This window comes from Microbaculum marinisediminis, from assembly GCF_025397915.1.
In the GTDB taxonomy this organism is placed as follows: Bacteria; Pseudomonadota; Alphaproteobacteria; order Rhizobiales; family Tepidamorphaceae; genus Microbaculum; species Microbaculum marinisediminis.
Genome location: NZ_JALIDZ010000004.1, coordinates 450,820 through 476,457 on the forward strand (window position 1 = coordinate 450,820; position 25,638 = coordinate 476,457).

At 68.5% G+C, this 25,638-nt stretch carries 26 protein-coding genes; 15 read left to right on the forward strand and 11 right to left on the reverse strand.

Annotated features, from left to right (window positions below; all coding sequences use genetic code 11):
• Nucleotides 1-117: 117 nt before the first annotated feature.
• Nucleotides 118-693 (forward strand): peroxidase-related enzyme, encoded by a 576-nt coding sequence (locus MUB46_RS11010; protein ID WP_261615944.1) that lies wholly within the window; start codon nt 118-120, stop codon nt 691-693.
• 179 nt (nt 694-872) lie between these two features.
• The gene (locus MUB46_RS11015) at nt 873-1,250 is read left to right on the forward strand and encodes a hypothetical protein (protein WP_261615945.1); all 378 of its coding nucleotides are present in this window, start codon (nt 873-875) and stop codon (nt 1,248-1,250) included.
• 84 nt (nt 1,251-1,334) lie between these two features.
• On the opposite strand, the gene MUB46_RS11020 is transcribed toward MUB46_RS11015, so the two are convergent.
• Entirely contained in the window at nt 1,335-1,865 is a 531-nt protein-coding gene (locus MUB46_RS11020; protein WP_261615946.1) for a gamma-glutamylcyclotransferase, read from the reverse strand.
• 194 nt (nt 1,866-2,059) lie between these two features.
• On the opposite strand from MUB46_RS11020, the gene MUB46_RS11025 reads away from it, so the two are divergent.
• Nucleotides 2,060-3,154: a DUF2125 domain-containing protein gene (locus MUB46_RS11025; protein ID WP_261615947.1), complete on the forward strand. Its 1,095-nt coding sequence runs from the start codon at nt 2,060-2,062 to the stop codon at nt 3,152-3,154.
• A 6-nt stretch (nt 3,155-3,160) separates the two neighbouring features.
• Here MUB46_RS11025 and MUB46_RS11030 read toward each other — a convergent pair whose 3' ends face one another.
• The gene (locus tag MUB46_RS11030; RefSeq protein ID WP_261615948.1) at nt 3,161-5,392 is read right to left on the reverse strand and encodes a CHASE2 domain-containing protein; all 2,232 of its coding nucleotides are present in this window, start codon (nt 5,390-5,392) and stop codon (nt 3,161-3,163) included.
• Nucleotides 5,393-5,593: 201 nt separating this feature from the next.
• Here MUB46_RS11030 and MUB46_RS11035 point away from each other — a divergent pair, with 201 nt between their 5' ends.
• Together MUB46_RS11035 and MUB46_RS11040 are read left to right on the forward strand one after the other, a co-directional pair.
• Nucleotides 5,594-6,316, forward strand: a complete 723-nt coding sequence (locus tag MUB46_RS11035) for a FecR family protein (RefSeq protein WP_261615949.1) — start codon at nt 5,594-5,596, stop codon at nt 6,314-6,316.
• A gap of 64 nt (nt 6,317-6,380) precedes the next feature.
• Nucleotides 6,381-7,385 (forward strand): glycoside hydrolase family 26 protein, encoded by a 1,005-nt coding sequence (locus MUB46_RS11040; protein ID WP_261615950.1) that lies wholly within the window; start codon nt 6,381-6,383, stop codon nt 7,383-7,385.
• Nucleotides 7,386-7,403: 18 nt separating this feature from the next.
• Here the strand turns inward: MUB46_RS11040 and MUB46_RS11045 are convergent, their stop codons facing one another.
• Nucleotides 7,404-8,189, reverse strand: a complete 786-nt coding sequence (locus tag MUB46_RS11045) for an SDR family NAD(P)-dependent oxidoreductase (RefSeq protein WP_261615951.1) — start codon at nt 8,187-8,189, stop codon at nt 7,404-7,406.
• A 134-nt stretch (nt 8,190-8,323) separates the two neighbouring features.
• Between MUB46_RS11045 and MUB46_RS11050 the strand changes: the two genes are divergently transcribed.
• Entirely contained in the window at nt 8,324-9,208 is an 885-nt protein-coding gene (locus MUB46_RS11050) for a lytic transglycosylase domain-containing protein (RefSeq protein WP_261615952.1), read from the forward strand.
• A gap of 25 nt (nt 9,209-9,233) precedes the next feature.
• On the opposite strand, the gene MUB46_RS11055 is transcribed toward MUB46_RS11050, so the two are convergent.
• From MUB46_RS11055 to MUB46_RS11065, 3 genes are read right to left on the reverse strand one after another with little or no spacing between them, the layout of a single operon-like run.
• A complete protein-coding gene (locus MUB46_RS11055; protein WP_261615953.1) occupies nt 9,234-10,178 on the reverse strand; it encodes a prephenate/arogenate dehydrogenase family protein in 945 nt (314 codons plus the stop codon).
• Between the two features lie 11 nt (nt 10,179-10,189).
• Nucleotides 10,190-11,293 (reverse strand): histidinol-phosphate transaminase, encoded by a 1,104-nt coding sequence (hisC, locus tag MUB46_RS11060; RefSeq protein WP_261615954.1) that lies wholly within the window; start codon nt 11,291-11,293, stop codon nt 10,190-10,192.
• Nucleotides 11,294-11,304: 11 nt separating this feature from the next.
• Entirely contained in the window at nt 11,305-12,099 is a 795-nt protein-coding gene (locus tag MUB46_RS11065) for a chorismate mutase (protein ID WP_261615955.1), read from the reverse strand.
• 352 nt (nt 12,100-12,451) lie between these two features.
• On the opposite strand from MUB46_RS11065, the gene metX reads away from it, so the two are divergent.
• Nucleotides 12,452-13,660 (forward strand): homoserine O-acetyltransferase MetX, encoded by a 1,209-nt coding sequence (gene metX / locus MUB46_RS11070; protein ID WP_261615956.1) that lies wholly within the window; start codon nt 12,452-12,454, stop codon nt 13,658-13,660.
• Nucleotides 13,657-14,301, forward strand: coding sequence for a methionine biosynthesis protein MetW (gene metW, locus MUB46_RS11075; RefSeq protein ID WP_261615957.1), 645 nt, complete (start codon nt 13,657-13,659; stop codon nt 14,299-14,301). The genes metX and metW overlap by 4 nt, the downstream gene beginning before the upstream one ends.
• A gap of 120 nt (nt 14,302-14,421) precedes the next feature.
• Here metW and MUB46_RS11080 read toward each other — a convergent pair whose 3' ends face one another.
• From MUB46_RS11080 to fsa, 5 genes are all read right to left on the reverse strand, one after another.
• Complete coding sequence (locus MUB46_RS11080; protein ID WP_261615958.1) at nt 14,422-14,592, reverse strand: hypothetical protein; 171 nt, start codon at nt 14,590-14,592, stop codon at nt 14,422-14,424.
• A gap of 125 nt (nt 14,593-14,717) precedes the next feature.
• Entirely contained in the window at nt 14,718-15,701 is a 984-nt protein-coding gene (locus MUB46_RS11085) for a tyrosine recombinase XerC (protein ID WP_261615959.1), read from the reverse strand.
• A gap of 85 nt (nt 15,702-15,786) precedes the next feature.
• A complete protein-coding gene (locus tag MUB46_RS11090; protein ID WP_261615960.1) occupies nt 15,787-16,086 on the reverse strand; it encodes an antibiotic biosynthesis monooxygenase family protein in 300 nt (99 codons plus the stop codon).
• Nucleotides 16,087-16,100: 14 nt separating this feature from the next.
• The gene (locus MUB46_RS11095; RefSeq protein ID WP_261615961.1) at nt 16,101-16,730 is read right to left on the reverse strand and encodes a DUF2239 family protein; all 630 of its coding nucleotides are present in this window, start codon (nt 16,728-16,730) and stop codon (nt 16,101-16,103) included.
• Between the two features lie 120 nt (nt 16,731-16,850).
• Nucleotides 16,851-17,504 carry a fructose-6-phosphate aldolase gene (fsa, locus tag MUB46_RS11100; RefSeq protein ID WP_261615962.1) on the reverse strand — a complete coding sequence of 218 codons (654 nt, stop codon included), beginning with the start codon at nt 17,502-17,504 and terminating at the stop codon, nt 16,851-16,853.
• Nucleotides 17,505-17,604: 100 nt separating this feature from the next.
• On the opposite strand from fsa, the gene MUB46_RS11105 reads away from it, so the two are divergent.
• The 7 genes from MUB46_RS11105 (at nt 17,605) to tenA (ending at nt 25,622) form a co-directional block, all read left to right on the forward strand.
• On the forward strand, nt 17,605-19,815 hold the full coding sequence (locus MUB46_RS11105) for a primosomal protein N' (protein ID WP_261615963.1): 2,211 nt from the start codon (nt 17,605-17,607) through the stop codon (nt 19,813-19,815).
• Nucleotides 19,816-20,005: 190 nt separating this feature from the next.
• Nucleotides 20,006-20,566: a F0F1 ATP synthase subunit delta gene (locus MUB46_RS11110; protein ID WP_261615964.1), complete on the forward strand. Its 561-nt coding sequence runs from the start codon at nt 20,006-20,008 to the stop codon at nt 20,564-20,566.
• Nucleotides 20,566-22,098, forward strand: a complete 1,533-nt coding sequence (gene atpA / locus MUB46_RS11115; protein WP_261615965.1) for a F0F1 ATP synthase subunit alpha — start codon at nt 20,566-20,568, stop codon at nt 22,096-22,098. The genes MUB46_RS11110 and atpA overlap by 1 nt, the downstream gene beginning before the upstream one ends.
• 37 nt (nt 22,099-22,135) lie before the next feature.
• Nucleotides 22,136-23,020 (forward strand): F0F1 ATP synthase subunit gamma, encoded by an 885-nt coding sequence (locus MUB46_RS11120; RefSeq protein ID WP_261615966.1) that lies wholly within the window; start codon nt 22,136-22,138, stop codon nt 23,018-23,020.
• A 27-nt stretch (nt 23,021-23,047) separates the two neighbouring features.
• Entirely contained in the window at nt 23,048-24,487 is a 1,440-nt protein-coding gene (gene atpD, locus MUB46_RS11125; RefSeq protein WP_261615967.1) for a F0F1 ATP synthase subunit beta, read from the forward strand.
• Nucleotides 24,488-24,511: 24 nt separating this feature from the next.
• Nucleotides 24,512-24,928 (forward strand): F0F1 ATP synthase subunit epsilon, encoded by a 417-nt coding sequence (locus MUB46_RS11130; protein WP_261615968.1) that lies wholly within the window; start codon nt 24,512-24,514, stop codon nt 24,926-24,928.
• A gap of 25 nt (nt 24,929-24,953) precedes the next feature.
• Nucleotides 24,954-25,622 (forward strand): thiaminase II, encoded by a 669-nt coding sequence (gene tenA, locus MUB46_RS11135; protein WP_425256246.1) that lies wholly within the window; start codon nt 24,954-24,956, stop codon nt 25,620-25,622.
• Nucleotides 25,623-25,638 lie beyond the last annotated feature (16 nt).

Below are 25,638 nucleotides of genomic sequence, written 5' to 3' on the forward strand. Positions count from 1 at the left end.
GTGTTCGACAGATTGACGACGCTGTCGAGACGTGGGGTGTGGCGCCGCGGATTCCGCGCGCGGCTGTGCTAGCGTGGTGTCCTGGACCCAGAAACCCGCAACAGCCGGAGGACATGGATGTCGGAAGACCGCGTGATCGCGCTCGATCTCGAACCGGAAGACGATCTCACCGATCGCCAGAAGGCCTATTTCGACAAATGCGTGGAAAAGCTTGGCATGGTGCCGAACGTGTTGAAGGCCTACGCGTTCAATCCGGTCAAGCTCGACGCCTTCACGGCGATGTACAACGATTTGATGCTCGGCGAGTCCGGCCTGTCGAAGCTGGAACGCGAGATGATCGCCGTCGTCTGTTCCAGCGTGAACCACTGTTTCTACTGCCTGACCGCCCACGGGCAGGCGGTGCGCCAGTATTCCGGCGACCCGGCGCTCGGCGAGATGATGGTGATGAACTACCGCGTCGCCGATCTGACGGACAAGCAGCGGGCGATGCTCGATTTCGCCTGGAAACTGACCGAGATGCCGTGGGCGATCGACGAGCCGGACCGCCAGGCGTTGCGCGATGTCGGCTTCAGCGACCGGGACATCTGGGACATCGCCTCGGTGGCGGCGTTCTTCAACATGACCAACCGGGTGGCGACGGCGACCGACATGCGGCCCAACCCCGAGTATCACGGCCAGAACCGGCAATCGTGAAACAAATGAATCGACGACGCGCGGCCGTGGTAACGGCATCGCAATGAAATGTCCGTATGAAACCTTCCACAGTGAGGTGCGTTAGACCAGATATCTCATGTGGATTGACGCGCGATGTCGGATGTTCCATCTTTGTTCCTATGACTGCGCCCTTTAACGTCGTCGATTGCGAACCTGCCGTGCCGAGCGTGCTCGACGGGATTCCGTTCGCCTCCGAGTTCCGTCACTGGACGGGGGAAAGCGGGCGCCGGTATCTGACGCGCGCCTTCCCGCTCGACATGGCGGCGGAGTTTCCCGGCGCGCCGGTGATCCTCGCCGCGGTACATCCCGACGGCCGCCGGGAAGCGGTGTGGATCGGCTTCTCGGTGGGACGGCGCTTCGACGAGGCGCTGGCGGCGGCGCGTGCCGCCGGGGCGAGCGAGGCGCACGTGCATCTGGTGACGATCGGCGCGGTGGAGCGGGTCAAGGCGCTGCGCGACCTGCGTGCGGCAATCGGGCCGCGGCCGGCGGACCGCGACGGCGCGCGCGACCGCGCCCGCCAGGGTGTCGCCGCCTGATTTCCCCAACAGATTGATTTTCCGAACAGGTCGATTTCCCGAGCAGGCCGATTTTCCGATCGGGTCGGGGGACGGCTCCGCCGGCTAGGCTTGGTCCGTCAGGGCCCGGCCGAGGACGGCGAGCCGCTTGTCGACCACGCCGATCTCGTCCATGTGGTCGAGGGTGGCGCGCACGTAGTCGACGTTGGGGCCGGACATGCCGTGGCCCTGCCTAACCAGCTCGATCTGGCGGTTGAGGGGAAGCGCGCCGGCGTATTGCTGATGGGCGCGGTCGACGACATAGCACAGCGCCGGCGTCGCCCGGTGGCTGCCGTCGAGAAGCTCGATCTGGCGGGTCACTTCGCGATAGACCATCGTCACCTGCTCGCGGGCGCGCAGATAGTCGACGACCGCCGCGCGGGCCTGCGGCGCGATGCGGAAGGCGACGCCGAGGCAGGCGCCGCCGCGGTCGAGGCCGAGCACGAGGCCGGGCCTGTCCGGCGTGCCGCGATGGACATGGCTGTAGACGCAGAGCGAGCGGTGCAGGCCGCGCAGGCGGGCGGGCACTCGCTCGACATGCTCGAAACCGGGCCGCCACATCAGCGAGCCGTAGCCAAACACCCAGAAGTCGCTCATAGTCCCGTCACTCGAAACAGGTCGCCATCCGACGCGCTGCCGATCCAGATCACCCAATCGGGGCAACCATTGAGGGCGCCCGTGCGGGCGGTTGCCCTATCAGCGCCGCGATCGGTTGGCAATGTCCAGGTCCAGACCTGTTCGGGTCGAGACCTCGCCGCAATCCCGCTTTTGCCGATCGGTACGATACGTCCATGACTGAGCCAGACTCCGCCCCAACCCCTTCCGACAGCACCGGATCGGGAAAGCTCGGCCGGCCGCCGCGCTTTGTCGTGCTCGTGGCGCTCGCCGTCGTCGCCGTGGCGGCGGGCTGGAGCGCCGTCTGGTATTTCGGCACCCAGAAGGCGGACGCGATGATAACGGCCTGGCTTGCCGACGAGGCGGCCAGGGGGCGGACCTATGCCTGCGGCGAGCGCAGCGTCGGCGGCTATCCGTTCCGCGTCGAGGTGCGCTGTACCGAGCCGAGCGTCGATATCGCCGACGCCAAGCCGCATGTGCGCGCGAGCGCGAGCGGGTTCCGGGCGGTGGCGCAGGTGTGGAACCTCACCCACGTGATCTATGAGATCGACGGACCGGTGCGCATCGAGGGCGGCAACAAGCGGCGGCCGGCCTTCGCCGTCGATACCGACTGGGATCTGCTGCAGGGCTCGCTGCGCGCCCCCGGCGGACAGATCGCGCGCGGGGACCTGGCGATCACCGGCTTCACAGCCATGCCCGATCCTGCCGTGGGCGGCCCCGGTGGCGGCGCGACCGTGACGGCGAGCCGGGTCGGCATCCACGGCCGCAAGGCCGACACGGCCCCCGACGCCCATGACGTCGACATCGCCGTCGACACGATCGATCTGGTGGTGACGCCGGACGGCATGGGGCCGTCCGACGCGGTTGATCTGAGCTTCGTCGGTCGGCTCGGCGCCCTGCCCTATCCGCCGCCGCGCGACCCGGAAGCCTTCCTCGCCGCCTGGCGCGCCAACGGCGGCAGCGTCGAGGTCGGCAAACTGAGCGCCACCCAGGGCGAGACCGAACTGCGCGCCGAGGGCACGCTCACCCCGGACGGCGCCGGCCGGCCGGAGGGCTCGGTGACGATCAAGCTCGCCGGACCGGATCTCACCACTCCCGGATCCGCGGGCGCCTTCGGCGGGCTTGCCCCGGTCATGGCGCTGGCGCTGCGCCTCGCCGGCCGCCCCGACGACATCGAGGGGCGCACGGCCGTGTCGGGCACCATCGAGATGCGCGACGGCAAGGTGTTCCTCGGGCCGATGCCGATCGCCGAGCTGCCGAAGATCTTCTGAGACGGCCTACATCTTCTGCGCCTGCCAGACGCCGTCCCAGTCGGCCGGGGGCGGCGTCCGGGCGAAATAGACGCAGCGCTCGGCGAACAGGTCGGCCAGGTCCGAAAGGCCGTACGGCGCCGCGGCGCGGGAGAGCGAGGCGAACTGCTGCTGCGCGCCGGCCCAGTCCTGCCGGCGATAGGCGGCCAGCGCGGCCGAGAACTGTTCCATGACCGATCGCAGCGAGGAATCGACCTGCAGCTCGGACCCGCCCAGGATCGTCCAGATGCGTTCCGGATGCTCGCGTCCCTTGACCCGCACGGTGTCGATCTCGAGCACGGTCATGTCGGCCGCGCCCCGTTGGCATGCCGCGTCGGAGACGAGGGTGGTCACGCCATAGTAGGCGGTGAGGTTCTCCAGGCGCGAGGCGAGGTTCACCGCGTCGCCGAGCGCGGAATAGTCGAAGCGCATGTCCGAGCCCATGTTGCCGACGATCGCCACGCCGGTGGCGATGCCGATCCCGAGCCGCAGCTCGGCGACCGCGCCGTCCGCTCCCTGTTCGGCGGCCTCCGACCGGCGGGCGGCGTTCAGCGTCCTCAGCCGGTCGATCATCTCCAGCGAGGCCTCGCAGGCGCGGCGGCTGTGGTGCGGATCGTCGAGCGGGGCGTTCCAGAAAGCCATGATCGCGTCGCCGATATACTTGTCGATGGTGCCCGACCGCTCGGTGATCGCATTGGTGAGCGGCGTCAGCAGGCGGTTCATGAGGGCGATCAGTGCCGGCGGATTGTCGCGGTAGCCTTCGGCGATGCCGGTGAACCCGCGCACGTCGCTGAACAGCACCGTGAGCTCGCGGGTCTCGCCGCCAAGCGTCAGTTGCTCGGGATGCTCGGCGAGGCGCTCGACCAGGCTCGGCGCGATGTAGTGGCTGAACGCCTGCCGTACGCGATTACGCTCCCGCTCCGTCTGGAAATAGAAGAAGACGGTGGCGAAGCCGTAGACGACGGTCAGCACGACCCAGGGCATCATGGGATCGAGCAGGATGCCGAAGCGGAGGTAGCCCACCCACGATACCGTCAGCACGATGATGACCGCCAGCGCGCCGGCCAGGGCGCCGGTGAACGCGCCGAGATAGTAGATCATCGCCGCGAGCGCGATGCTGCCGACGGCCGTGTAGGCGATCTCCAGCCCGGTGGAATAGTCCGGCCGCAGCATCAGGCGCCCCTGCAGCAGCTGCTCGAGCGCCTGCGCGTGCACCTCGACGCCGGGCAGGACCGCGTCTAGCGGCGTGGCGCGCAGGTCGAACAGGCCCGGCGCGCTGGTGCCGATCACGACGATCCGCCCGGCGATGTCCTCCGGCTTCACGGTGCCGTCGAGGACCGACGCGGCGGAGATGTACCGTTCGGTGCGGTGCGGCGAGAACGCGAGCCACATCTGACCCGATTCCTCGGTCGGAATGCGGTGGTTGCCGATGCGCACCGAGGTGATGCCGCTTTCGACCGAACTGCCCTCGCCGCCGGCCGTGGACGAGCGGATCGCGATCGTGTCCGCGCCTTCGGCCAGGCGTAGAGTTTCGGAGACCAGCGAGGGATAGAGCGCATCACCGAAGCGCACGACCAGCGGAACCTTGCGGACGATCTGGTCGGACTCCGGAAACCAGTTGAGCGAGCCGATGCCGGCGGCGGCATCGTTGAGCACGGGCGTGTTGAGCGTCGCCGTCCTGAATGTCGGAACGTGCCGCGAGGGATCGGAGCCCAGCAGGGCGAAGGAGGTCGGTGCCGGCGGTATCTCCGGCCCCGCGTCGGCGCGGCCGATCGCGCCGAGCACGACGCTGCCCTCGCCGATCGCCGCGGCAAAGGCGTCGTCGCCCGAGCGCGGCTTCGGTAGCTGGTCCAGCAGCGTGCGCGCCTCGGGCCGGTCCTCGAGCGCGGTGTAGAGCGCGGCAAGCGGGTCCGGCTCGGGATCGGGGAAGGCGAAGTCGAAGGCGATGACAACGGCGCCGAGCTGCTCCAGGCGGACGACGAGACGGGCGACCAGCTCGCGTGGCCAGGGCCAGCGGCCGTAGGCCGAGAGGGAGGCCTGATCGATATCGACGATGCGGACCGGGAAGGCCGGATCGACGGGGCGGGGGGCGAGGCGCTGGAACACGTCGAAAGCGAGCAGCCGCAGCCTGACGAGCGGATCGGGGTCGAGAAGGCGGATGCCGGCGACCGAGAGGATGATGACCGCGATCGCAAGCGCATAGGTCGCGCGCGTGCCCAAGTTCCCCTACCCCCGTAGTCCGTTCTGCCCGTTAAGGCTTTTGCGGCGCAGACACTATCTGATATCAGCCGACTATGCTAACTTTCCGTCCGCGGCATGGAGGGTCCTGGTATGCACGGCGTGAGTGCCATTTTCGATACATTGCGTAGTGTGACCGGAAAGCGGCGCCTGTTCGTGGCAGCCGCGCTCGTGGCGACGGCAATGGCGGGTGTAGCCGCGCCGGCGCACGCGACCACGGAAAGCGGAATCGGTACCACCGTCGTCACCGTCAGGAGCGTGACCGGGCAGCTCGGTCAGAACGAACGCGACCTCGGCGTGGGCGACCGCGTCTTTCTGAACGAACTGCTGGAAACGGGCTCGGATTCGCATGCCGAGCTGCAGCTCGACGACGATACCAAGCTCGCCCTGGGGCCGAACGGCAGCCTCACTCTCGACGACTATGTCGTCGGCGGCGGCGAGGGCAGCGGGCGCGTGGTCCTCAACGTGCTGAAGGGCGCCTTCCGCTTCATTACCGGCGAGAACGACAAGGACGCCTACCGTATCGACACGCCGTCGGCGACCATCGGCGTGCTCGGCACCGTCTTCGACCTCTACGTCTACGACGAGGACGAGACGCTGCTGCTGCTTTTGGAGGGCGAGGTCGAGATCTGCTCGCGGACCGCGCCCGGCTCCATGGGCGGCTGCAAGTCGCTGTCCGAGCCGAACCAGCTCATCTACTCGTGCGGCGAGGGCGTGCTGACCGACCCGATCAAATGGTCGGATAGCCTGCTCCCGGACACGCCGGTGACGACCGCGTTTCCGTTCCTTCAGGACGCGCCGCAGATCGATCCGGTCAAGCGGTCCGAATATTCGGAGATCAGCGACGAATCGGACGAGGCCCGCAGGCTGATCGCCATCGCACGGGAGCGCTGCCGCACCCGGTAAGGGGTCTTCGATCGGGAAGGCCCCGATCCGCAAGGGATGCCCCATCTGCAAGGGATGGACGTCGATGAAATCCCTGATCCGATACCGATACCGATACCGATACCTATGGCGGCGCGCGGCGCTGATGGGCGCCGCGGTGCTGCTGTGCGCCGCAGCGCCGGGCCTGGCCCACGCTGCGAAAGCCGTCACGCTGGCGAGTGCCGATGTGTCCGCTGCTCAGGCGGAGGCCGCCGGGCCGACCGACCTTCAGGTCGGCATCTACGACCCCGACGGCGCCTTCGCCGATGCGTCGCGTGTCCAGATCGAGCACGTGTTCATGCCGTGGCAGAATATCGATCTGGCGTCGCTGGACGTCGCCGACCGCTATGCCGCCGACCGTGGCCGCACGCTGCTTCTGACGGTTGAGCCGTGGTCGTGGTCGCCGCTCGAGCCGGTGTTTCCCGACGAGCTGAGAGAGGGACTCCTGTCGGGGCGCTACGACGACCGGATCGGTGAGCTGTGCGGCAGGATCGCCAAGTTGCGCAGTCCGGTGACCGTGCGCTGGGCGCACGAAATGGACCTCAAGAACGGCCGCTATCCGTGGTCGGACTGGCGGCCGAGCGACTATGTCGCCGCCTATCGCCATTTCGTCGATCTGTGCCGCGAGAAGGCGCCGGACCTGACCTTCATGTGGTCGCCGCGCGGCGAGTTCGACCTGGGCCTCTATTATCCTGGCGACGACTATGTCGACGAGATCGGGCTTTCGGTCTTCGGCTACCAGGCCTACGACCAGGTGGCCAACGGACACGAACGGGACCTGACCGAGCTGCTGAAGCCGAGCTACGACCGGGCGGTAAAGTTCGGCAAGCCGATCTACATCTCGGAATTCGGCTGCGCCGGCGATGTGGCCTACATGGAGCGTTGCAACGACTTCTCGGCGGCGACGCTGAAGCAGTTCCCGTTGCTGGAGGGCGTCGTCTACTACAGCGCCGTCGAACCGGGTCAGTGGCCCGCGGTCTACGGCAAGCCGGACTGGCGCGTCGTGCCGGGCTCGGGGCCGGGCTCCGGATTGCTGGCGGGACCGAACTGACGCCCCTCGCCTGACACCTTAGGTCTCGTCGAGTCGCGCCGCGCGCAGCGCCGGCAGGCCGACGCCCGTCGCCTCGAAGCCGCCGTCGGCGGCGATCATCTGGCCGGTGACGTAGCTCGCCTTGTCCGAGCACAGGAAGACGATCACGTTCGCGATCTCCTCTTCCGAGCCGTAGCGGTTGAGGGGGATCGCGTCGTGATAGGCGTCGACGATCTCCCGCGTGTGCACGGCGGCGGCGAGCTTGGTGCGCACCGGCCCGGGCGCGACGCAGTTCACGCGGATCCCGTATTCGCCGAGCTCGGCCGCCTGTTGCCGGGTCAGATGGATCACGGCGGCCTTCGAGGTGCCGTAGGCGACGCGCAGGGTGGAGGCGCGCAGGCCGGAGATGCTGGCCACGTTGACGATGCAGCCCCCGGTCTTCTTCAGCTCGGGGGTGGCGGCCTGCGAGCACAGGAAGACGCCGTCGAGATTGGTCGCCATCACCGCGCGCCAGCGCTCGAAGTCGGTCCGTTCCAGGGGGCCGAAATCGGCGACGCCGGCATTGTTGACCAGATAGTCGATGCGGCCGAACCGCGCCCGCGTATCGGCTATCATGGCGGCGACGGCGTGCGGCCTGGAGATGTCGTAGGGCAGAGCCAGGACGTCGCCCAGGTTCCGGGCGGCCTCCTCCAGGGCGGCCTCCTCCAGGGCCGGGACGTCGCGGTCGACCATCGCGACCGAGACGCCTTCGGCCAGGAACAGTTTCGTGGTGGCCAGCCCGATGCCGCGCGCGGCCCCCGTCACGATCGCCGTCCGTCCCGTCATGGTCTCTCCCTCGACGCGCGTCCGTTTCCCCCCGCAGCGTATACCGCCGGCGCATACGGCGCGAGACGGATCGCGCGCCGTACGGCTTTGGCGCCGCCGCGGACTTGCCGCGGTTGTGGTAAAGTTCCAGGGCGATGAAACGCCTTGCCGCCGTTCTTCTGCTGGTTTCGGCCGCGGCCGGGCCCGTCCTGATCCACGGGCCGGCGGCGGCGCGGCCGCTCGGCGATGCGTCCGCCGCGAAGGTTCCGACCCATCGCGAACTGATCTGCGCGCATGTCGAGGCGGCGGCCGGGGATCACGACCTGCCCGTCGCCTTCCTGACGCGGCTGATCTGGCGCGAAAGCAGCTTCCGGCCCGGCGTGGTGAGCCCGAAGGGCGCGCAGGGCATCGCCCAGTTCATGCCGGCGACGGCGGCCGAGCGGGGGCTTGCCGATCCGTTCGAGCCGGAGGCGGCGATCGACGCGGCGGCCTCCTTCCTCACCGACCTGCGCCGCGCGTTCGGAAACCTGGGCCTCGCGGCGGCCGCCTATAACGGCGGGCCGAACCGCGTCGCCGACTGGCTCTCCGGCAGCGGCGGTCTTCCCGCCGAGACGCAGCGCTTCGTCTCCTTCATCACCGGGCGCGCCGCCGGCGACTGGAAGGGCTCGGCCGAATCCGGCCCGGTCGCCGACCCCCGCGAAAGCGCGCGGCCGGTGCGCTGCGCCAGCGTGGTCGCGGCGCTGGCGGCACCGGCGCGGGTCGTGCCGGCGGTCGGCCCGGCGCCGACGGCGCCCTGGGGCGCGCAGGTCGCGGGGCATTTCTCGAAGGACCGGGCGCTGGCGATCTACGCCCGTCTGCAGCAGCGCTACGAGGACGTGCTTGCCGGCCGGCCGGCGATGGTGGTGGGCACCCGCAACCGCTCGCGCGGCGCCGCGGTGTTCTTCAACGTGCGGGTTCCCGCCGAGACCCAGGAGGCCGCGGGCGATGTCTGCGCGCGGCTGAAGAAGGCAGGCGCGGCCTGCATCGTCCGCAAGAGCTGAAGGGTGCCGGAGAGCCCCGGGCCGACTATTCGCCGGGTTCCGCCGGCTTGCCGGCGCCGGGCGTGCGGCCGAAGTCGGGCGCCTCGGTCTCCTGGCCGGCCTCGATGATGCCGCGGCGGATGGCGCGGGTCTTGGTGAAGAGGTCGAACAGCGCGTCGCCGTCGCCGAAGCGGATCGCCCGCTGCAGCGCCGAGAGATCCTCGGAGAAACGGGCCAGCATCTCCAGCACCGCCTCGCGGTTGTGCAGGAAGACGTCGCGCCACATGGTCGGGTCGGACGCGGCGATGCGGGTGAAGTCGCGGAATCCGCCCGCGGAATACTTCATCACCTCCGATTCGGTGACCTGTTCAAGGTGGGCTGCCGTGCCGACAATATTGTAGGCGATCAGGTGCGGCACGTGGCTGGTGATCGCCAGCACCATGTCGTGGTGCTCGGGCGTCATCACCTCGGTGTCGGCGCCGCAGGCTTCCCAGAAGCGCCGGACCAGATCGATGGCGGCCGTATCCGTGCCGGGCGGCGGGGTGACGATGCACCAGCGGTTCCGGAACAGGTCGGCGAAGCCGGCGTCGGGGCCGGAATGCTCTGTGCCGGCGATCGGGTGGGCCGGGACGAAATGGATGCTGTCCGGCAGGTGCGGCGCCACCTGGGCGATGACCGAGGCCTTGGTCGAGCCGACGTCGGAGACGACGGCGCCGGGCTTCAGCGCCGGGCCGACCGCCCGGGCGACCTGTTCCGACGCGCCGACGGGAATGCAGGCGATGACGAGGTCGGCGTCCCTGACCGCTTCGGTCGGATCGGTCGTGTAGCGGTCGCCGAGGCCCAGCTCCTCGGCGCGCGCGAGCGTCTCCGGCCGCCGCGTCTGCACGACGATATGGCGGGCCAGCCCCTCGCGCTTCACGACGCGGGCGATGGACGATCCGATCAGGCCGATGCCGATCAGGGCCAGTGTGTCGACGAGTGGTTCGGGCATGCGCTCGCCGTTCAGCCGTTCCGCATGAAGGCGGCGAGCGCCTCCACCACGAGGCGGTTCGCCTCCTCGGTGCCGATGGTCACGCGCAGGGCGTGCGGCAGGCCATAGGCCTCCATGCGGCGCACGAAGACGCCCCGGTCCTGCAGCCAGGCGTCGGCGTCGGGCGCGCGCTTGCCGTCGGCGTCGGGGAAATGCACGAGGATGAAGTTGCCGACGCTCGGCGTGACGCTCAGCCCGAGCGTCTCCAGCTCGCCGGTCAGCCAGGGCAGCCAGCGCTCGTTATGGGCGACGGCCCGGTCCATGAAGGCGGCGTCGCCGATCGCGGCCACGCCGGCGGCGATCGCCGGGGCGTTGACGTTGAAGGGGCCGCGCACGCGGTTGAGAATGTCGGCGATCCCCTCGGGACAGAAGGCCCAGCCGAGGCGCAGCGCCGCCAGGCCGTGGATCTTCGAGAAGGTCCGCATCATCACGACGTTGTTGGCGTTCGCCACCAGGTCGATGCCGGCCGAGTAGTCGTTGCGGCGGACATATTCGGCATAGGCCGCGTCGAGGACCAGGATGACGTTGTCCGGCAGGCCGGCGTGCAGACGCCGTACTTCCTCGAAGGGCAGGTAGGTGCCGGTCGGGTTGTTCGGGTTGGCCAGGAAGACCAGGCGCGTGCGGTCGGTGACGCAGGCGAGCATCGCGTCGACGTCGGTCGTCAGGTCCGATTCCGGCGCGACGACGGGCACGCCGCCCGAGGCCAGCGTCGAGATCTTGTACATCAGGAAGCCGTGCTGCGAGTACACCGTCTCGTCGCCGGGCTCCAGGTAGGTTTGGCAGAGGAGCGAGATCAGTTCGTCCGAGCCAGCGCCGCAGACGATGCGGTTCGGATCGATGCCGTACCTGGCGCCGATCGCCCGCCTCAGCGCGGTCGCGCCGCCGTCGGGGTAGAGCTCGAGATGCTCGGCGGCCTCGACATAGGCATGTCGCGCCTTCGGGCTGGGGCCCAGCGGCGTCTCGTTCGACGACAGCTTGTGCACCTTGCCCGCGCCGTCTTTGGCCGTGCCCGGCACATAGGCGCTGATCTGCAGGACGCTGGCGCGCGGCTGCGGTCCGGATTTGGTCTCGCTCATCGTCTTTCGTCTCAGGTCCAGTCGGTCGGCTTCGCGAAGCAGCCGAGCCAATGCGATTGCAATGTCGTCGTCTTGCCGAACCCGGCGGGGTCGCGCGGCGCGGCGATCAGGGCCGCGGCGGCGGATCGCGCGAGGATCGTGCCGAGGCCGTCAATCGAGCCGGTATCGGCGAGGTCTACGGCATAAAGATGGAGATCGTCGGGGGCTTCGACGTTTTTCGGGCCGATGACGACGGCGCGGGGCAGGTCGAGGCCGGATTGCAGGGGCAGGAAGGGGAGGTAGGCGATCACTTTCGCCCCAAAACCGGGGGCGTCTGCGGACGGCGTGAGGCTCTCCCACCATCGCTCCTCGAGCGGATCGTCGAGCGCGACGACCGCGAGATCGGTGCCGGTCCTGGCCACGGTGTCGATGGCCTCGCGGTTCGAGGCGGCGCCGACCAGCGGCGAGGAGAAGCCGAAGTAGTAGCGCAGCAGATCGCGCATCGCCGGATCGGCGGCACGCGCCGCCAGAACCCGGTAGGGCGCCTGGAGCTGGGTGAAGGTGCCGATGATCTCGCGCCAGATGTGCTCGACGGTCGACAGCGGCAGGCTGCCGGTGTGGCGCGCGGCGATGCGGCGCATCATCGCCGCCTCCCGGTCGGGACGGAACGCGGCGCCGCCGTTGGCCGACAGCCGCTTGGCGTCGATCAGCCGTTCGATGACCTCGCCGCGATGGATCAGCTGGCGATGCATCTCCTCGTCGGCGGCGTCGATGTCGCGGCGCAGCGCGTCGAGGCTAACGGTATCCTGTGCGGGCGTGTCGGACATCGCGGGCGGGCGCCTTTTCTCCGGCGGTTTCTTTAAGCTTGAACGGCCTTGCGGCCGGCGCGCAGTCTTAGAGCCTTTCACGGCGAAATGGAACCATTCAGACCGGCGCGGGGCACGGGGCCGGGCCGTCCCGGCCGCAGCGTCCGGACGGGCCGGTCGCGGACGGGCCTGCCCGCGGGCGGCGGTGAAACGCCCGCGCGCCGGTGTCGCGGCACGTCAAACTCAGCCCCGGTACGTCAAAGAAAACATTGACATGGCGCCGGTACCGGCCCAACTAGATCGAGTCCCGGGCGCAGGGTCCCGGGGAAAGCATTCGCCCCGTAGAAGGCCGGCAAACCGGCTGAGCAGCACGATGATACCCGGGATCAAGAGCCGGTCGACCACCTATCGCCAGATCGCGGCACCCGACAGCCAAGTGGTCCAGTTCGGTCCGGACCAGCCGCTGCGGCTCGACTGCGGCATCGATTTCGCGCCGCTGACGATCGCCTACCAGACCTATGGCACGCTCGATCCGCAGAAAAACAACGCCATTCTGGTGGCGCACGCGCTGACCGCCGACCAGCATGCCGCCAACATCCATCCGGTGACCATGAAGCCCGGCTGGTGGGACAAGATGGTCGGCCACGGAAAGCCGATCGACACCGACCGCTACTTCGTCATCTGCGCCAACGTGCTCGGCGGCTGCATGGGCTCCTCGGGACCGGGCAGCATCGACCCGGCGACCGGTGAATCCTACGGCCTCGATTTCCCGGTGGTGACGATTCGCGACATGGTGCGGGCGCAGACGATGCTGCTCGATCATCTCGGCATCGACACGCTGTTCTGCGTGATCGGTGGTTCCATGGGCGGCATGCAGGTGCTGGAATGGGCCGCCAGCCATCCCGACCGGGTGTTTTCGGCGATCCCGATCGCCACTGCGGCGCGCCACACCTCGCAGAACATCGCCTTCCACGAGGTCGGCCGCCAGGCGGTGATGGCCGATCCCGACTGGCGCGGCGGGCGCTACCTGCTCGAAGGCACCAGCCCGAAGAAGGGCCTGTCGGTGGCGCGGATGGCCGCGCACATCACCTACATGTCGGACGAGGCGCTGCACCGGAAGTTCGGGCGCAACCTGCAGAACCGGGCGGCGATCACCTTCGGCTTCGACGCCGATTTCCAGATCGAAAGCTATCTGCGCCATCAGGGCTCGACCTTCGTCGACCGGTTCGACCCCAACAGCTACCTCTACCTGACCCGGGCGATGGACTATTTCGACCTCGCGGCGGACTACGACGGGCAGCTGGCCAACGCGTTCCTCGGCACCAGCACGCGCTTCTGCGTCGTCTCGTTCACGTCGGACTGGCTGTTCCCGACCGAGGGCAACCGGCAGGTCGTGCACGCGCTGAACGCGGCGGGTGCCCGCGTCAGCTTCGTCGAGATCGAGACCGACTCGGGGCACGATTCCTTCCTGCTCGACGAGCCGGAACTGTTCGGCGCCGTTCGCGGCTTCCTCGACTCGGCCGCGCATGCGCGCGGATTGCCGGCCCCGCCGACCCGTCAGCTGTCGTCCACCATGCTATGACGGCGCCGGGGAACGGGTACAGCGCGGCCCCGCCGTCCAGCCGCGTCGATCTGAATCTGGTCGCCGACCTGATCCGGCCGGGCAGCCGGGTGCTCGACATCGGCTGCGGCGATGGCACCCTGCTCGAGATCCTGGAGAACCGCTACGGCATCGACGGGCGCGGCGTCGAGCTCAGCCAGCGCAACGTCAACGAGTGCGTGGCCAAGGGCCTGGCTGTGGTGCAGGGCGACGCCGACCGCGATCTCGTGGACTATCCCGACAACGCCTTCGACTACGTGGTGCTGAGCCAGACCATCCAGGCCACCCGCGACCCGCGCGGCGTGCTCGAGCACATCCTGCGCATCGGCCGGCGCGGCATCGTGTCGTTCCCGAATTTCGGCCACTGGCGGATGCGCTGGCAGCTGCTGACGCGCGGCCGCATGCCGATCACCGAGCACCTGCCGGTGAGCTGGTACGCGACGCCCAACATCCATTTCTGCACGATCCGCGATTTCTGCGCGCTCGCCGACGACATGGGCGTCACCATCGAGAAGGTGATCGCGCTCGGATCGAAGGGCGACCGCCTTTCCGAGGGGGCCTCGCTGCGGACGCTCAACCTCTTCGGCGAACAGGCGATCTTCGTGCTGGCGAAGCTCCGCTAACGGGGCGGCGCCGACGGTGCGGAGAGAGGGTGCGTGGCGCGATCTATGCGCCAAACCCGCAAAAAAGAACCCGGGCCGCGGGCCCGGGCCAAATTCCTACACAGACGTATTCGCCGCTCCCTAGTCCTGCGCGGGCTGGGTCGTGGAGGTCTGCGTCGGGGTGCTGATCTGCGCGGTCTTCACCGGGGTCTGCTTGGCGGCCGTGTGACCGGCCGAGCAATCCGCGAACGCGGCGCCCGCCGACATGGTCAGCGCAACCGCGGCGAGACCTGCGAGGAGTTTGCTTGTCATGCGAAGTCTCCTCTCAAGGAACGACGTCAGGATGAATCGTCGCACCCGAAAGGCTAGCACCGTTCGCGGGGGCGGCAAGAGCGCGGCCGCTCACGAACGCGTTATCTTGGCGGCGATCGGTCCGGTCAGGCGCGCGGATGGGCGGCGTGATAGGCCTCCAGCAGGCGGTTTTCGTCGATTTCCGTATAGACCTGCGTCGTCGACAGGCTGGCGTGGCCGAGCAGTTCCTGGATGGCGCGCAGGTCGCCACCATTCATCAGCAGATGGGTGGCGAAGGAATGGCGCAGCGCGTGCGGCGTGGCGCTGTCGGGCAGGCCGAGCGCGCCGCGCAGCCGCGCCATCGCACGCTGGATGAGGCGCGGGTTGAGCGGGCCGCCGCGGGCACCGACGAACAGCGGGCCGTCCGCGGCCAAGGCGTAGGGGCACAGGCGCAGGTAGTCGGCGATCGCCTCGGCCACCGCGGGCAGCACCGGTACGAGCCGGGTCTTGCCGCCCTTGCCGGTGATGCGCAGCGCGGTGTCCGGCGCCGGCGCCTCCGACCGGGTGAGGCCAAGCGCCTCGGAAATGCGCAGGCCGCAGCCATAGAGCAGGGCGAAGACGGCGGCGTCGCGGGCGGCGATCCAGGGTTCGGCCGCGCCGGTATCGATCTCCTCGGCATCGATGACGCGCAGCGCCGCGTCGCGCGACAAGGGTTTCGGCAGGGCGTGGCGCTTCTTCGGCCCGCGCACGACGGTGAGCGCCGTCGTCCTGGTGCCGGTGGTCTTTTCCAGGAACCGCGTGAACGAGCGGATCGCGGCGAGCGCCCGCGACAGCGAGGGACCGGCGAGCCCGTCGCCGCGACGCGCGGCGAGCCAGGCGCGGATATCGGTCGGCCTGAGATCGGCGAAATCGGCGGCGGCGGGCGGATCGCCGAGATGGTCCCGCAGGAAGGTGAGAAACTGGCGGAGGTCGCGGCCGTAGGCCTCCACCGTCTTGTCCGACAGGCGGCGTTCGGTCGCCAGGCTGGTGAGCCAGGCCTCGGCGCTCGCCCGCAGGTCGGCGGCCGCCAGCAGCGGGCCGATCACCGGTGCGGCGTCTTCGCGTGTCCGTGCCTGGCGTCCGGGTGGCATCGTGCGGGCGACCTTCCTCGTACGGGGTTCGAAGCCAGTCTTGCGCGCGCCGCGTTAACCTTTCGTTTAGGCCGTGGCGACTCGTTCAGGCCATGGCGACGGGCGCGCCGTAGTGCTCCACGACCGGAAACGGATCGTAGAAGCGGTGCAGCAGCGCCTTCCAGCGCGGATAGCGGTCGGAGCCGCGAAATCCCGGATCATGGGCTTCGACGCTGTCCCATCTGACCAGCAGCACGTAGCGATCCGGGGACTCGATGCAGCGGCGCACCTCGAGCCCCCGGAAACCGTCGCTGGCGGAGATCAACGGCAGCGCCTCGCGCATCGCCGCCTCGAAGGCGTCGGCCTGACCCGGCTTCACGTTCAGGATGGCGTGCTCGAGGATCATGGGTCGTGTCCCGTTCAGAATGCCTTTTCGGCCAGCGCATGGGCGTGCTCGCGGATGTCGCCCGGCCAGAAGTCGACCATTTCGTCGAACTTGTCGCGGTCACCGGCGAAAAGCGCCCGCGAGGCCTCCTCGAAATTCGGAAGGTTGCCGGCCATCGCGCTCATGAAGCGATAGCACGAGTCGCGGCTCATGCGTTGGCGGTCGGTCCGGTCGTTCGCCTGCCGGGCTTTCTCGACCAGCTTGCGCAGGGCGACCGAAGCGCCGCCGGGCTGGGCGTTCAGCCACGCCCAATGGCGCGGCAGGAGCGTGACCTCGCGGCCGACGACGCCGAGCTTCGGCCGGCCCGGGCGTTTGGGACGATCGTCTGTTTCGGGGCTGGCGGTGGCGGGTCGGGCGGTTTCGGGCCCGGGGGTGTCCGGTCGGGCGGTTTCATCGACGGCGTCGACCAGGCGCTGGCGGACATCGTCGAGCGTGCCGCGCAGGTCGAACTCGACCGGCCTGCTCGTGGTTTCGTCGAAGATCAGGATCTGCGCCGTCTCGTCGCAATCGATCGCCTGCTTCACCGCGAGCGCGACATCGATGCGCGCGCCGGCGGAAACGCGTGTCGGGCCGTTGAAGGCGATACAGCGGTTTTCGGTGGTCATGATCGGGGGATCCCTGCGGTGGTGATATCCGCAGGGATTTACCCCGGTAAAATTACCGTGTCAATTGTGCCCGGGTAAAAATATCCGGGCGGGCCTTTCGGGCGGGCCGTTTCGGGGGCCCTAGAGGATCTTCTCGCCGGTCTTCGCCCAATCGGACAGGAAGGCGGCGAGGCCCTTGTCGGTCAGCGGGTGCGCCACGAGCTGGCGGATGATCGCGGGCGGGATGGTGGCGACGTCGGCGCCGGCGAGCGCGCAGTCCCTGACGTGGTTCACCGTACGGATGGAAGCGGCGAGCAGCTCGGTCTCGAACCCGTAATTGTCGTAGATCGCGCGGATCTCGGCGATCAGCTCGACGCCGTCGAGGCCGATATCGTCGAGACGGCCGATGAAGGGCGAGACGAAGGTGGCGCCGGCCTTGGCGGCGAGCAGCGCCTGATTGGCCGAGAAGCACAGGGTCACGTTGACCATAATGCCGGCCTGGGTCAGCGCGCGGCAGGCCTTGAGTCCGTCCATGGTCAACGGCACCTTGACCGTGACGTTGTCGGCGATCTCGGCCAGGCTCCTGCCCTCGGCGACCATGCCGTCGACGTCGGTGGCGGTGACCTCGGCGGACACCGGCCCCTCGACGATGCCGCAGATCTCGGCGACAGCCTCGCGGAACGGCCGGCCTGCCTTGGCGACCAGCGAGGGATTGGTGGTGACGCCGTCGAGCAGGCCGGTGTCGGCGAGGGAGCGGATCTCGTTGATATCGGCGGTGTCGACGAAGAATTTCATGGGACTACCTTGACTGTGTTCCGGCGACTGTGTTCCGGCAACCGGCTGACTGGCGCCCTGTTTAGCGTACTTTGAGGCCGATGACAGTCCCGCGATTCGCATGACCGACCTTTTGGAGAAACCGGCAACCGTCTCCGTGCTCGTCCCCGTCGCGGTCGAGCGGCCCTATACCTATGCAGTGCCGGCGGGGATGACGCTGGCGCCGGGCGACGTCGTTGTCGTGCCGCTGGGGCCGCGATCGGTGCTCGCCGTCGTCTGGGACGGGGCACCGGATTCGGTGCCGGCGAAGAAGCTCAGATCAGTCGAGGACAAGCTCGACGGGCATATCGGCGAGGAGATGCGCCGGTTCGTCGACTGGCTGGCCGACTACACGCTCAGCCATCGCGGCACGGTGCTGCGCATGGTGCTGCGGGTGCCGGACGCCTTCGGGCCGGAAAAGCCGGTGATGGCGGTGCGGCTGGCCGGCGCGGCACCGGAACGCATGACGGCGGCGCGCACGCGGGTGCTCGAGATCGCCGCCGACGGGCTCGCCTGGAACAAGGGCGCGCTGGCGCAGGCCGCCGGTGTCGGCGCCTCGGTGGTCGAGGGGCTGGTCGATGCGGGAACGCTGGAGCGGGTGGCGCTGCCGCCGGCGCCTGTGGTGGGCACGCCCGATCCGGATTTCGCGCCCCCCGTGCTGAGCGACGGGCAGGCGGACGCGGCCGCGCGCCTGCGCGACGCCGTGGCGGCGGATGCCTTCGCCGTCGCGCTGGTCGAAGGCGTCACCGGCGCGGGCAAGACAGAGGTGTATTTCGAGGCCGTCGCCGAGGCGCTGAGGCGCGGCCGGCAGGTGCTGGTGCTGGTGCCGGAAATCTCGCTCACCACGCAGTTCCTCGACCGCTTCGAGGCGCGATTCGGAACCCGCCCGGCCGAATGGCACTCGGGCATGACGCCGCGGCTGCGCGAGCGCACCTGGCGAGGGGTGGCGAACGGCCAGGTGCGCGCCGTCGTCGGCGCGCGCTCGGCGCTGTTCCTGCCGTTTGCCGAGCCCGGCCTGATCGTCGTCGACGAGGAGCACGACCCCGCCTACAAGCAGGAGGAGGGCGTCATCTACTCGGCCCGCGACATGGCGGTGGTGCGCGGCATGATCGGCGGCTTTCCGGTGATCCTGTCGTCGGCGACGCCGTCGATCGAGACCCGGGCCAACGCCGAGCGCGGCCGCTACATCCACGTGAAGCTGCCCGACCGATTCGGCGCCAGCCTGCCCGACATCAAGGCGATCGACATGCGCGCCGACGGAGCCCCGTCCGGCCGGTTCCTGAGCCCGGTGCTCGTGGACGCGATCAAGGAGACGATCGCCGGCGGCGAACAGGCGCTCCTGTTTCTCAACCGGCGCGGCTATGCGCCGCTGACGCTCTGCCGCAAATGCGGGTTCCGGTTCGAATGCCCCAACTGCTCGGCCTGGCTGGTGGATCACCGCTTCCGCCGGGTGCTGTCGTGCCACCATTGCGGCCATTCGATCGCCAGGCCCGAGCGCTGCCCGAACTGCGACGCCGAGGACAGCCTGGTCGCCTGCGGACCGGGAATCGAGCGAATCGCCGAGGAGGCGGCCGATCTTTTCCCCGATATCCGCATCCTGATGCTCTCCAGCGACCTGGTGCAGTCGATTTCGGAACTGCGGATGCGGTTCTCGATGATCGAGCGCGGCGAGGTCGACCTGATCATCGGCACGCAGCTCGTCGCCAAGGGGCACAATTTCCCGCATCTCGCCCTGGTCGGGGTGATCGACGCCGATATCGGGCTGGCAACCGCCGATCCGCGCGCCGCCGAGCGCACGTTCCAGCTGCTGCAGCAGGTCACCGGACGCGCCGGCCGGCAGAAGGACGGCGGACGCGGGCTGATCCAGACCTTCGACCCCGACCATCCGGTCATGCAGGCGATCATCTCGGGCGATCGCGAGGCCTTCTATGCCCGCGAGATGGAGCAGCGCGAGCGCTCCGGCCTGCCGCCGTTCGGGCGGCTGGCGGCGATCGTCGTCTCAGGGCGCACCCACGCCGAGGCGTCCGGCTACGCGCGGGCGCTGGCGCGCGCCGTACCAAGAGCGGACAACGCCCATGGTTCGGAATATCGGGGGGCGGACGCGGTCCGCGTGCTGGGGCCGGCCGAGGCGCCGCTGGCGGTGGTGCGCGGGCGGCACCGCTTCCGCCTGCTCGTCAAGGCGCCGCGCGGCTTCGACCTGCAGGGATGGCTGCGGCGATGGCTGGCCCGGGCGCCGACGGCCAAGGGGGGGCTGCGGGTCTCGATCGACGTCGATCCGGTCAGCTTTCTGTAGACCACTTCGACATTGGGGCCGAGTCACGTCGTTGGCGTGTTGCAAGGGCAAGTGTGGTGTGCTAGCGAAGCCCCGGCTTCCGGGCGACACCACTTCCAGAGGCCTGTGGCCGGTCGCCGCGACGGCTCGGAGACGGGTCATACGGGGGCTAGCAACGCCATCAATCAGGTCGCATCAGAGAGCACGACGCGTGAACGCAGAAGATTCGATCGTATCCGGCGTCGCGGGCCGCTACGCCACGGCGCTGTTCGAACTCGCCGTCGAGGCGAAAGCCATCGACAAAGTGGCCGGCGAGCTCGACCAGGTCGGTAAGATGATCGACGAGAGCGAGGATCTCACCCGCCTCGTCATGAGCCCGGTATTTTCCGCCGAGGACCAGGTCCGCGCCATGGGCGCCGTCCTGGAGAAGGCCGGCATCACCGGTATCACCGAGAATTTCGTCAAGCTGACGGCCAGGAACCGGCGCCTGTTCGCGCTGCCGGGAATGATCGGCGGCTTCCGCAAGCTGGTCGCCCAGCATCGCGGCGAGGTTTCCGCGGAGGTCACTTCCGCGCATGAATTGAGCGCCGATCAGGTCGCGGAGCTGTCCGCCGCCCTGAAGGCGTCTCTCGGCAAGGACGTGCAGCTCAACCGCAAGGTTGACGCGGATCTGCTGGGCGGTCTCGTCGTCCGCATCGGCAGCCGCATGATCGACACGTCGCTGCGCACCAAACTCAACAGTCTCAAAATCGCTATGAAAGAGGTCGGCTGATGGACATTCGGGCCGCTGAAATCTCCTCGATCCTGAAGGAGCAGATCAAGAATTTCGGCAAGGAAGCCGAAGTCACCGAGGTCGGCCAGGTGCTGTCCGTCGGCGACGGCATCGCCCGCGTCTACGGGCTGGATAAGGTCCAGGCCGGTGAGATGGTCGAATTCCCCGGCGGCATCCGGGGCATGGCGCTGAACCTCGAGAGCGACAACGTCGGCGTCGTCATCTTCGGCTCCGACCGCGACATCAAGGAAGGCGACACCGTCAAGCGCACCGGCGCCATCGTCGAAGTGCCGGTCGGCAAGGAGCTTCTCGGCCGCGTCGTCGACGCCCTGGGCAACCCGATCGACGGCAAGGGCCCGATCAAGTCCAAGGAAAAGCGCCGCGTCGACGTCAAGGCGCCGGGCATCATCCCGCGCCAGTCGGTGCACGAGCCGATGGCCACCGGCCTCAAGGCCGTCGACGCGCTGATCCCGATCGGCCGCGGCCAGCGCGAGCTGATCATCGGCGACCGCCAGACCGGCAAGACCGCCATCATCCTCGACACGATCCTCAACCAGAAGCCGCTCAACGCCTCGGACGACGAGAGCCAGAAGCTCTACTGCGTCTACGTCGCCGTCGGCCAGAAGCGCTCCACCGTCGCCCAGTTCGTGAAGGTGCTCGAGGAGCGTGGCGCGCTGGAATATTCCGTCGTCATCGCCGCCACCGCCTCCGACCCGGCGCCGATGCAGTACCTGGCGCCGTTCTCGGGCTGCGCCATCGGCGAGTTCTTCCGCGACAACGGCATGCACGCCGTGATCGCCTATGACGATCTGTCCAAGCAGGCCGTCTCCTATCGCCAGATGTCGCTGCTGCTTCGCCGCCCGCCGGGACGCGAGGCCTATCCGGGCGACGTGTTCTACCTGCATTCGCGCCTGCTCGAGCGCGCCGCGAAGATGAACAAGGAAAACGGCTCGGGCTCGCTGACCGCGCTTCCCGTGATCGAGACGCAGGCCAACGACGTGTCGGCCTACATCCCGACCAACGTGATCTCGATCACCGACGGCCAGATCTTCCTGGAGACCGACCTGTTCTACCAGGGCATCCGCCCGGCGCTGAACGTCGGCCTGTCGGTCAGCCGCGTGGGCTCGGCGGCGCAGATCAAGGCGATGAAGCAGGTCGCCGGCAAGATCAAGGGCGAGCTGGCGCAGTACCGCGAAATGGCGGCCTTCGCCCAGTTCGGCTCCGATCTCGACGCCACGACGCAGCGCCTGCTCAATCGCGGCGCCCGTCTGACCGAGCTTCTGAAGCAGCCGCAGTTCTCGCCGCTCAAGGTCGAGGAGCAGGTGGTCGTGATCTATGCCGGCGTGAACGGCTATCTCGACGACCAGCCGGTCTCCGCCGTGCGTCGCTTCGAGGAAGACCTGCTGCGTCACATCCGTGACAAGCACATGGGCATCCTCGACGCGATCCGCACCGAGAAGGAAATCTCGGACAAGACCGGCAGAGAGCTCGAAAAAGCCGTTTCCGAGTTCGCCAAGGCCTTCGCGGCCTGAATTTCGGACATTGGACGAGCTTAGCGGAGCCGCATAGATGGCGAGCCTCAAGGACCTCAGAAACCGCATCGCCTCGGTCAAGGCGACGCAGAAGATCACCAAGGCCATGCAGATGGTGGCCGCGGCGAAGCTGCGGCGCGCGCAGACCGCGGCCGAGGCGGCGCGGCCCTATGCCGAGCGCATGGAGCAGGTGCTGGCGGGCCTCGCCGGCTCGCTGACCAGCGCCGAGGAAACGTCGCCGATCATGGTCGGCACCGGCAAGGACGACACCCATCTGCTGGTGGTGTGCTCGTCCGAGCGCGGCCTGTGCGGCGGTTTCAACTCCTCGATCGTGCGCATGGTGCGCGAGCGCGTCGCGCGGCTCCAGGCCGACGGCAAGACGGTCAAGATCCTCTGCGTCGGGCGCAAGGGCTACGATCAGCTGCGCCGTACCTACAGTTCGCTGATCATCGACACGATCACGCTGCGCGAGGTGAAGCAGATCGGCTTCTCCAACGCGCACGCGATTGGCGAGAAGGTGCTGTCGCTGTTCGAGGCCGGCGAGTTCGACGTCTGCACGCTGTTCTTCGCCGAGTTCCGCTCGGTGATCAGCCAGGTGCCGACCGGCCTGCAGCTGATCCCGGCGAGTATCCCGCCGGCCGAAGAGGCGGAGGCCGCGGCGGCGCTGGCGGCCTACGAGTTCGAGCCGGACGAGACCGAAATCCTGGCCGACCTCCTGCCGCGCAACATTTCCGTGCAGATCTTCCGGGCGCTTCTTGAGAACGCCGCGTCCGAGCAGGGTGCGCGCATGACGGCGATGGACAACGCCACGCGCAACGCCGGCGACATGATCGACCGGCTGACGCTGACCTACAACCGGTCGCGTCAGGCGCAGATCACCAAGGAACTGATCGAAATCATCTCGGGCGCCGAGGCGCTCTGAACCATATTGAGAGCAGGGTAGATTCCGATGGCAACCAAATCCGCCAAGAACAAGAACGTCGGCCAGATCACGCAGGTGACGGGCGCCGTCGTCGACGTGCACTTCGAGGACAAGCTCCCGGAAATCCTGAACGCCCTCGAGACCGACAACCACGGCACGCGCCTGGTGCTCGAGGTCGCCCAGCATCTGGGTGAGAACACGGTGCGCACCATCGCCATGGACGCGACCGAGGGCCTGACCCGCGGCCAGGACGTCACCGACACCGGCGAGCCGATCGAGGTTCCCGTCGGCGAGGAGACGCTGGGGCGTATCATGAACGTCATCGGCGAGCCGGTGGACGAGGAAGGCGCGATCAAGACCAAGCATCATCGCCCGATCCACGCCCCCGCGCCGGAATACGTGGAGCAGGCCACCGAGGCCGAGATCCTCGTCACCGGCATCAAAGTCGTCGACCTGCTCGCCCCGTACGCCAAGGGCGGCAAGATCGGCCTGTTCGGCGGCGCCGGCGTCGGCAAGACGGTGCTGATCCAGGAACTGATCAACAACGTCGCCAAGGCGCACGGCGGCTACTCGGTGTTCGCCGGCGTGGGTGAGCGTACCCGCGAGGGCAACGACCTCTATCACGAGATGATCGAGTCCGGCGTGAACAAGAAGGGCGGCGGCGAGGGCTCCAAGTGCGCCCTGGTGTACGGCCAGATGAACGAGCCGCCCGGCGCGCGTGCCCGCGTCGCCCTGTCCGGCCTGACCGTCGCCGAGTACTTCCGCGACCAGGGCCAGGACGTGCTGTTCTTCGTCGACAACATCTTCCGCTTCACCCAGGCGGGCTCCGAGGTGTCGGCCCTTCTCGGCCGTATTCCTTCGGCGGTGGGCTACCAGCCGACCCTGGCCACCGACATGGGCGCCCTGCAGGAGCGAATCACCACCACGACCAAGGGCTCGATCACATCGGTTCAGGCCATCTACGTGCCGGCCGACGACCTGACCGACCCGGCGCCGGCCACCTCGTTCGCCCATCTGGACGCCACGACGGTGCTCAACCGCGCCATTTCGGAAAAGGGCATCTACCCGGCCGTGGATCCGCTCGACTCGACCTCGCGCATGCTCGACCCGAACGTGCTGGGCGAAGAGCACTACGAGACGGCGCGCCGCGTGCAGGAGATCCTGCAGCGCTACAAGTCGCTCCAGGACATCATCGCCATCCTGGGCATGGACGAGCTGTCGGAAGACGACAAGCTGGCGGTCGCCCGCGCCCGCAAGATCGAGCGCTTCCTGTCGCAGCCGTTCTTCGTGGCCGAGGTGTTCACCGGCTCGCCGGGCGTGTTCGTCGACCTCGCCGACACCATCAAGGGCTTCAAGGCGCTCTGCGACGGTGACTACGACCACCTGCCGGAAGCCGCCTTCTACATGGTCGGCACCATCGAGGCGGCCGTCGAGAAGGCGCAGCGTCTGGCGGCCGAAGCGGCCTGAAGATCCGAAGGAGCCTGAAGCCCAATGGCCGACACTATCCGCTTCGAGCTGGTCTCGCCGGAACGGCTGCTCATGTCCGAGGACGTCGCCCAGGTCGACGTCCCCGGCGCCGAGGGTGACTTCGGCGTGCTGCCGCAGCACGTGCCGGCGATCGCGACCCTGCGTGCCGGCATCCTTGCCGTGCGCGGCACCGACAACGCGAAGCGCGAGGTGTTCGTGCGCGGCGGTTTCGCCGACGTCCGCCCCGACATGATCACCGTGCTCGCCGAACAGGCGATCCCGGTGGAGGAGATCGACGAGGCGGTTCTCGCCCAGGAGATCCAGAACGCCGAGGAAGACGTCGCCGACGCCAGGGACGAGCTGGCCCGCGAGAAGGCGCAGCGCCATCTCGACCGTCTCCAGGAAGTGATCGCCGCGCTGAAGGCCGCCGGTCACGGCTGACAAGGGTCGGGTCGTGTCGTCGAATGTGACGCCTTTCAGCGCCGAGGCGTGGCGGCGCAACGCGGATCTGTACGAGGCGATCCGGACGCTTCCGTTCAATACGGAACTGGCGGCCGGCGCCCTTCGTCAGGATCGGTTCCAGCACTATATCGTTCAGGACGGCCACTACCTGGCCGACTACGCGCGCGCGCTGGCGATCGCGGCCGCCAAGGCGGATGACGCCAACGGGATCATCCAGTTTTCCAAGGCGGCCACGGAAGCCATCGTCGTCGAGCGCGCGCTGCACGAGACCTATTTCGCCCGGTTCGGAATCGACAGGCAGGCGTTCGAGGCAATCGCCTTGTCGCCGGCGTGCCACCATTACACGGCGTTCCTGCTCGCGACCGCCTACGCCCAGCCGTATCCGGTCGTGCTGGCGGCGCTGTTGCCCTGCTTCTGGGTCTACGGTGAGGTCGGCAAGGACATCCTTGCCAACGCCACCACGCCGGACAATCCCTACCAGGCCTGGATCGATACCTATGGCGGCGAGGATTTCCAGGCCGCTGTCGATGGGGCCATCGCCACGACCGATCGCGTCGCGGCGGGGGAAACCCTGGCGACACGCGAGGCAATGCATCTGGCGTTCCAGCGTGCCATGCAGCTCGAATGGATGTTCTGGGACTCCGCCCACAGGCTCGAAGCCTGGCCCGTCTGAGACACGCGGGTCGAAT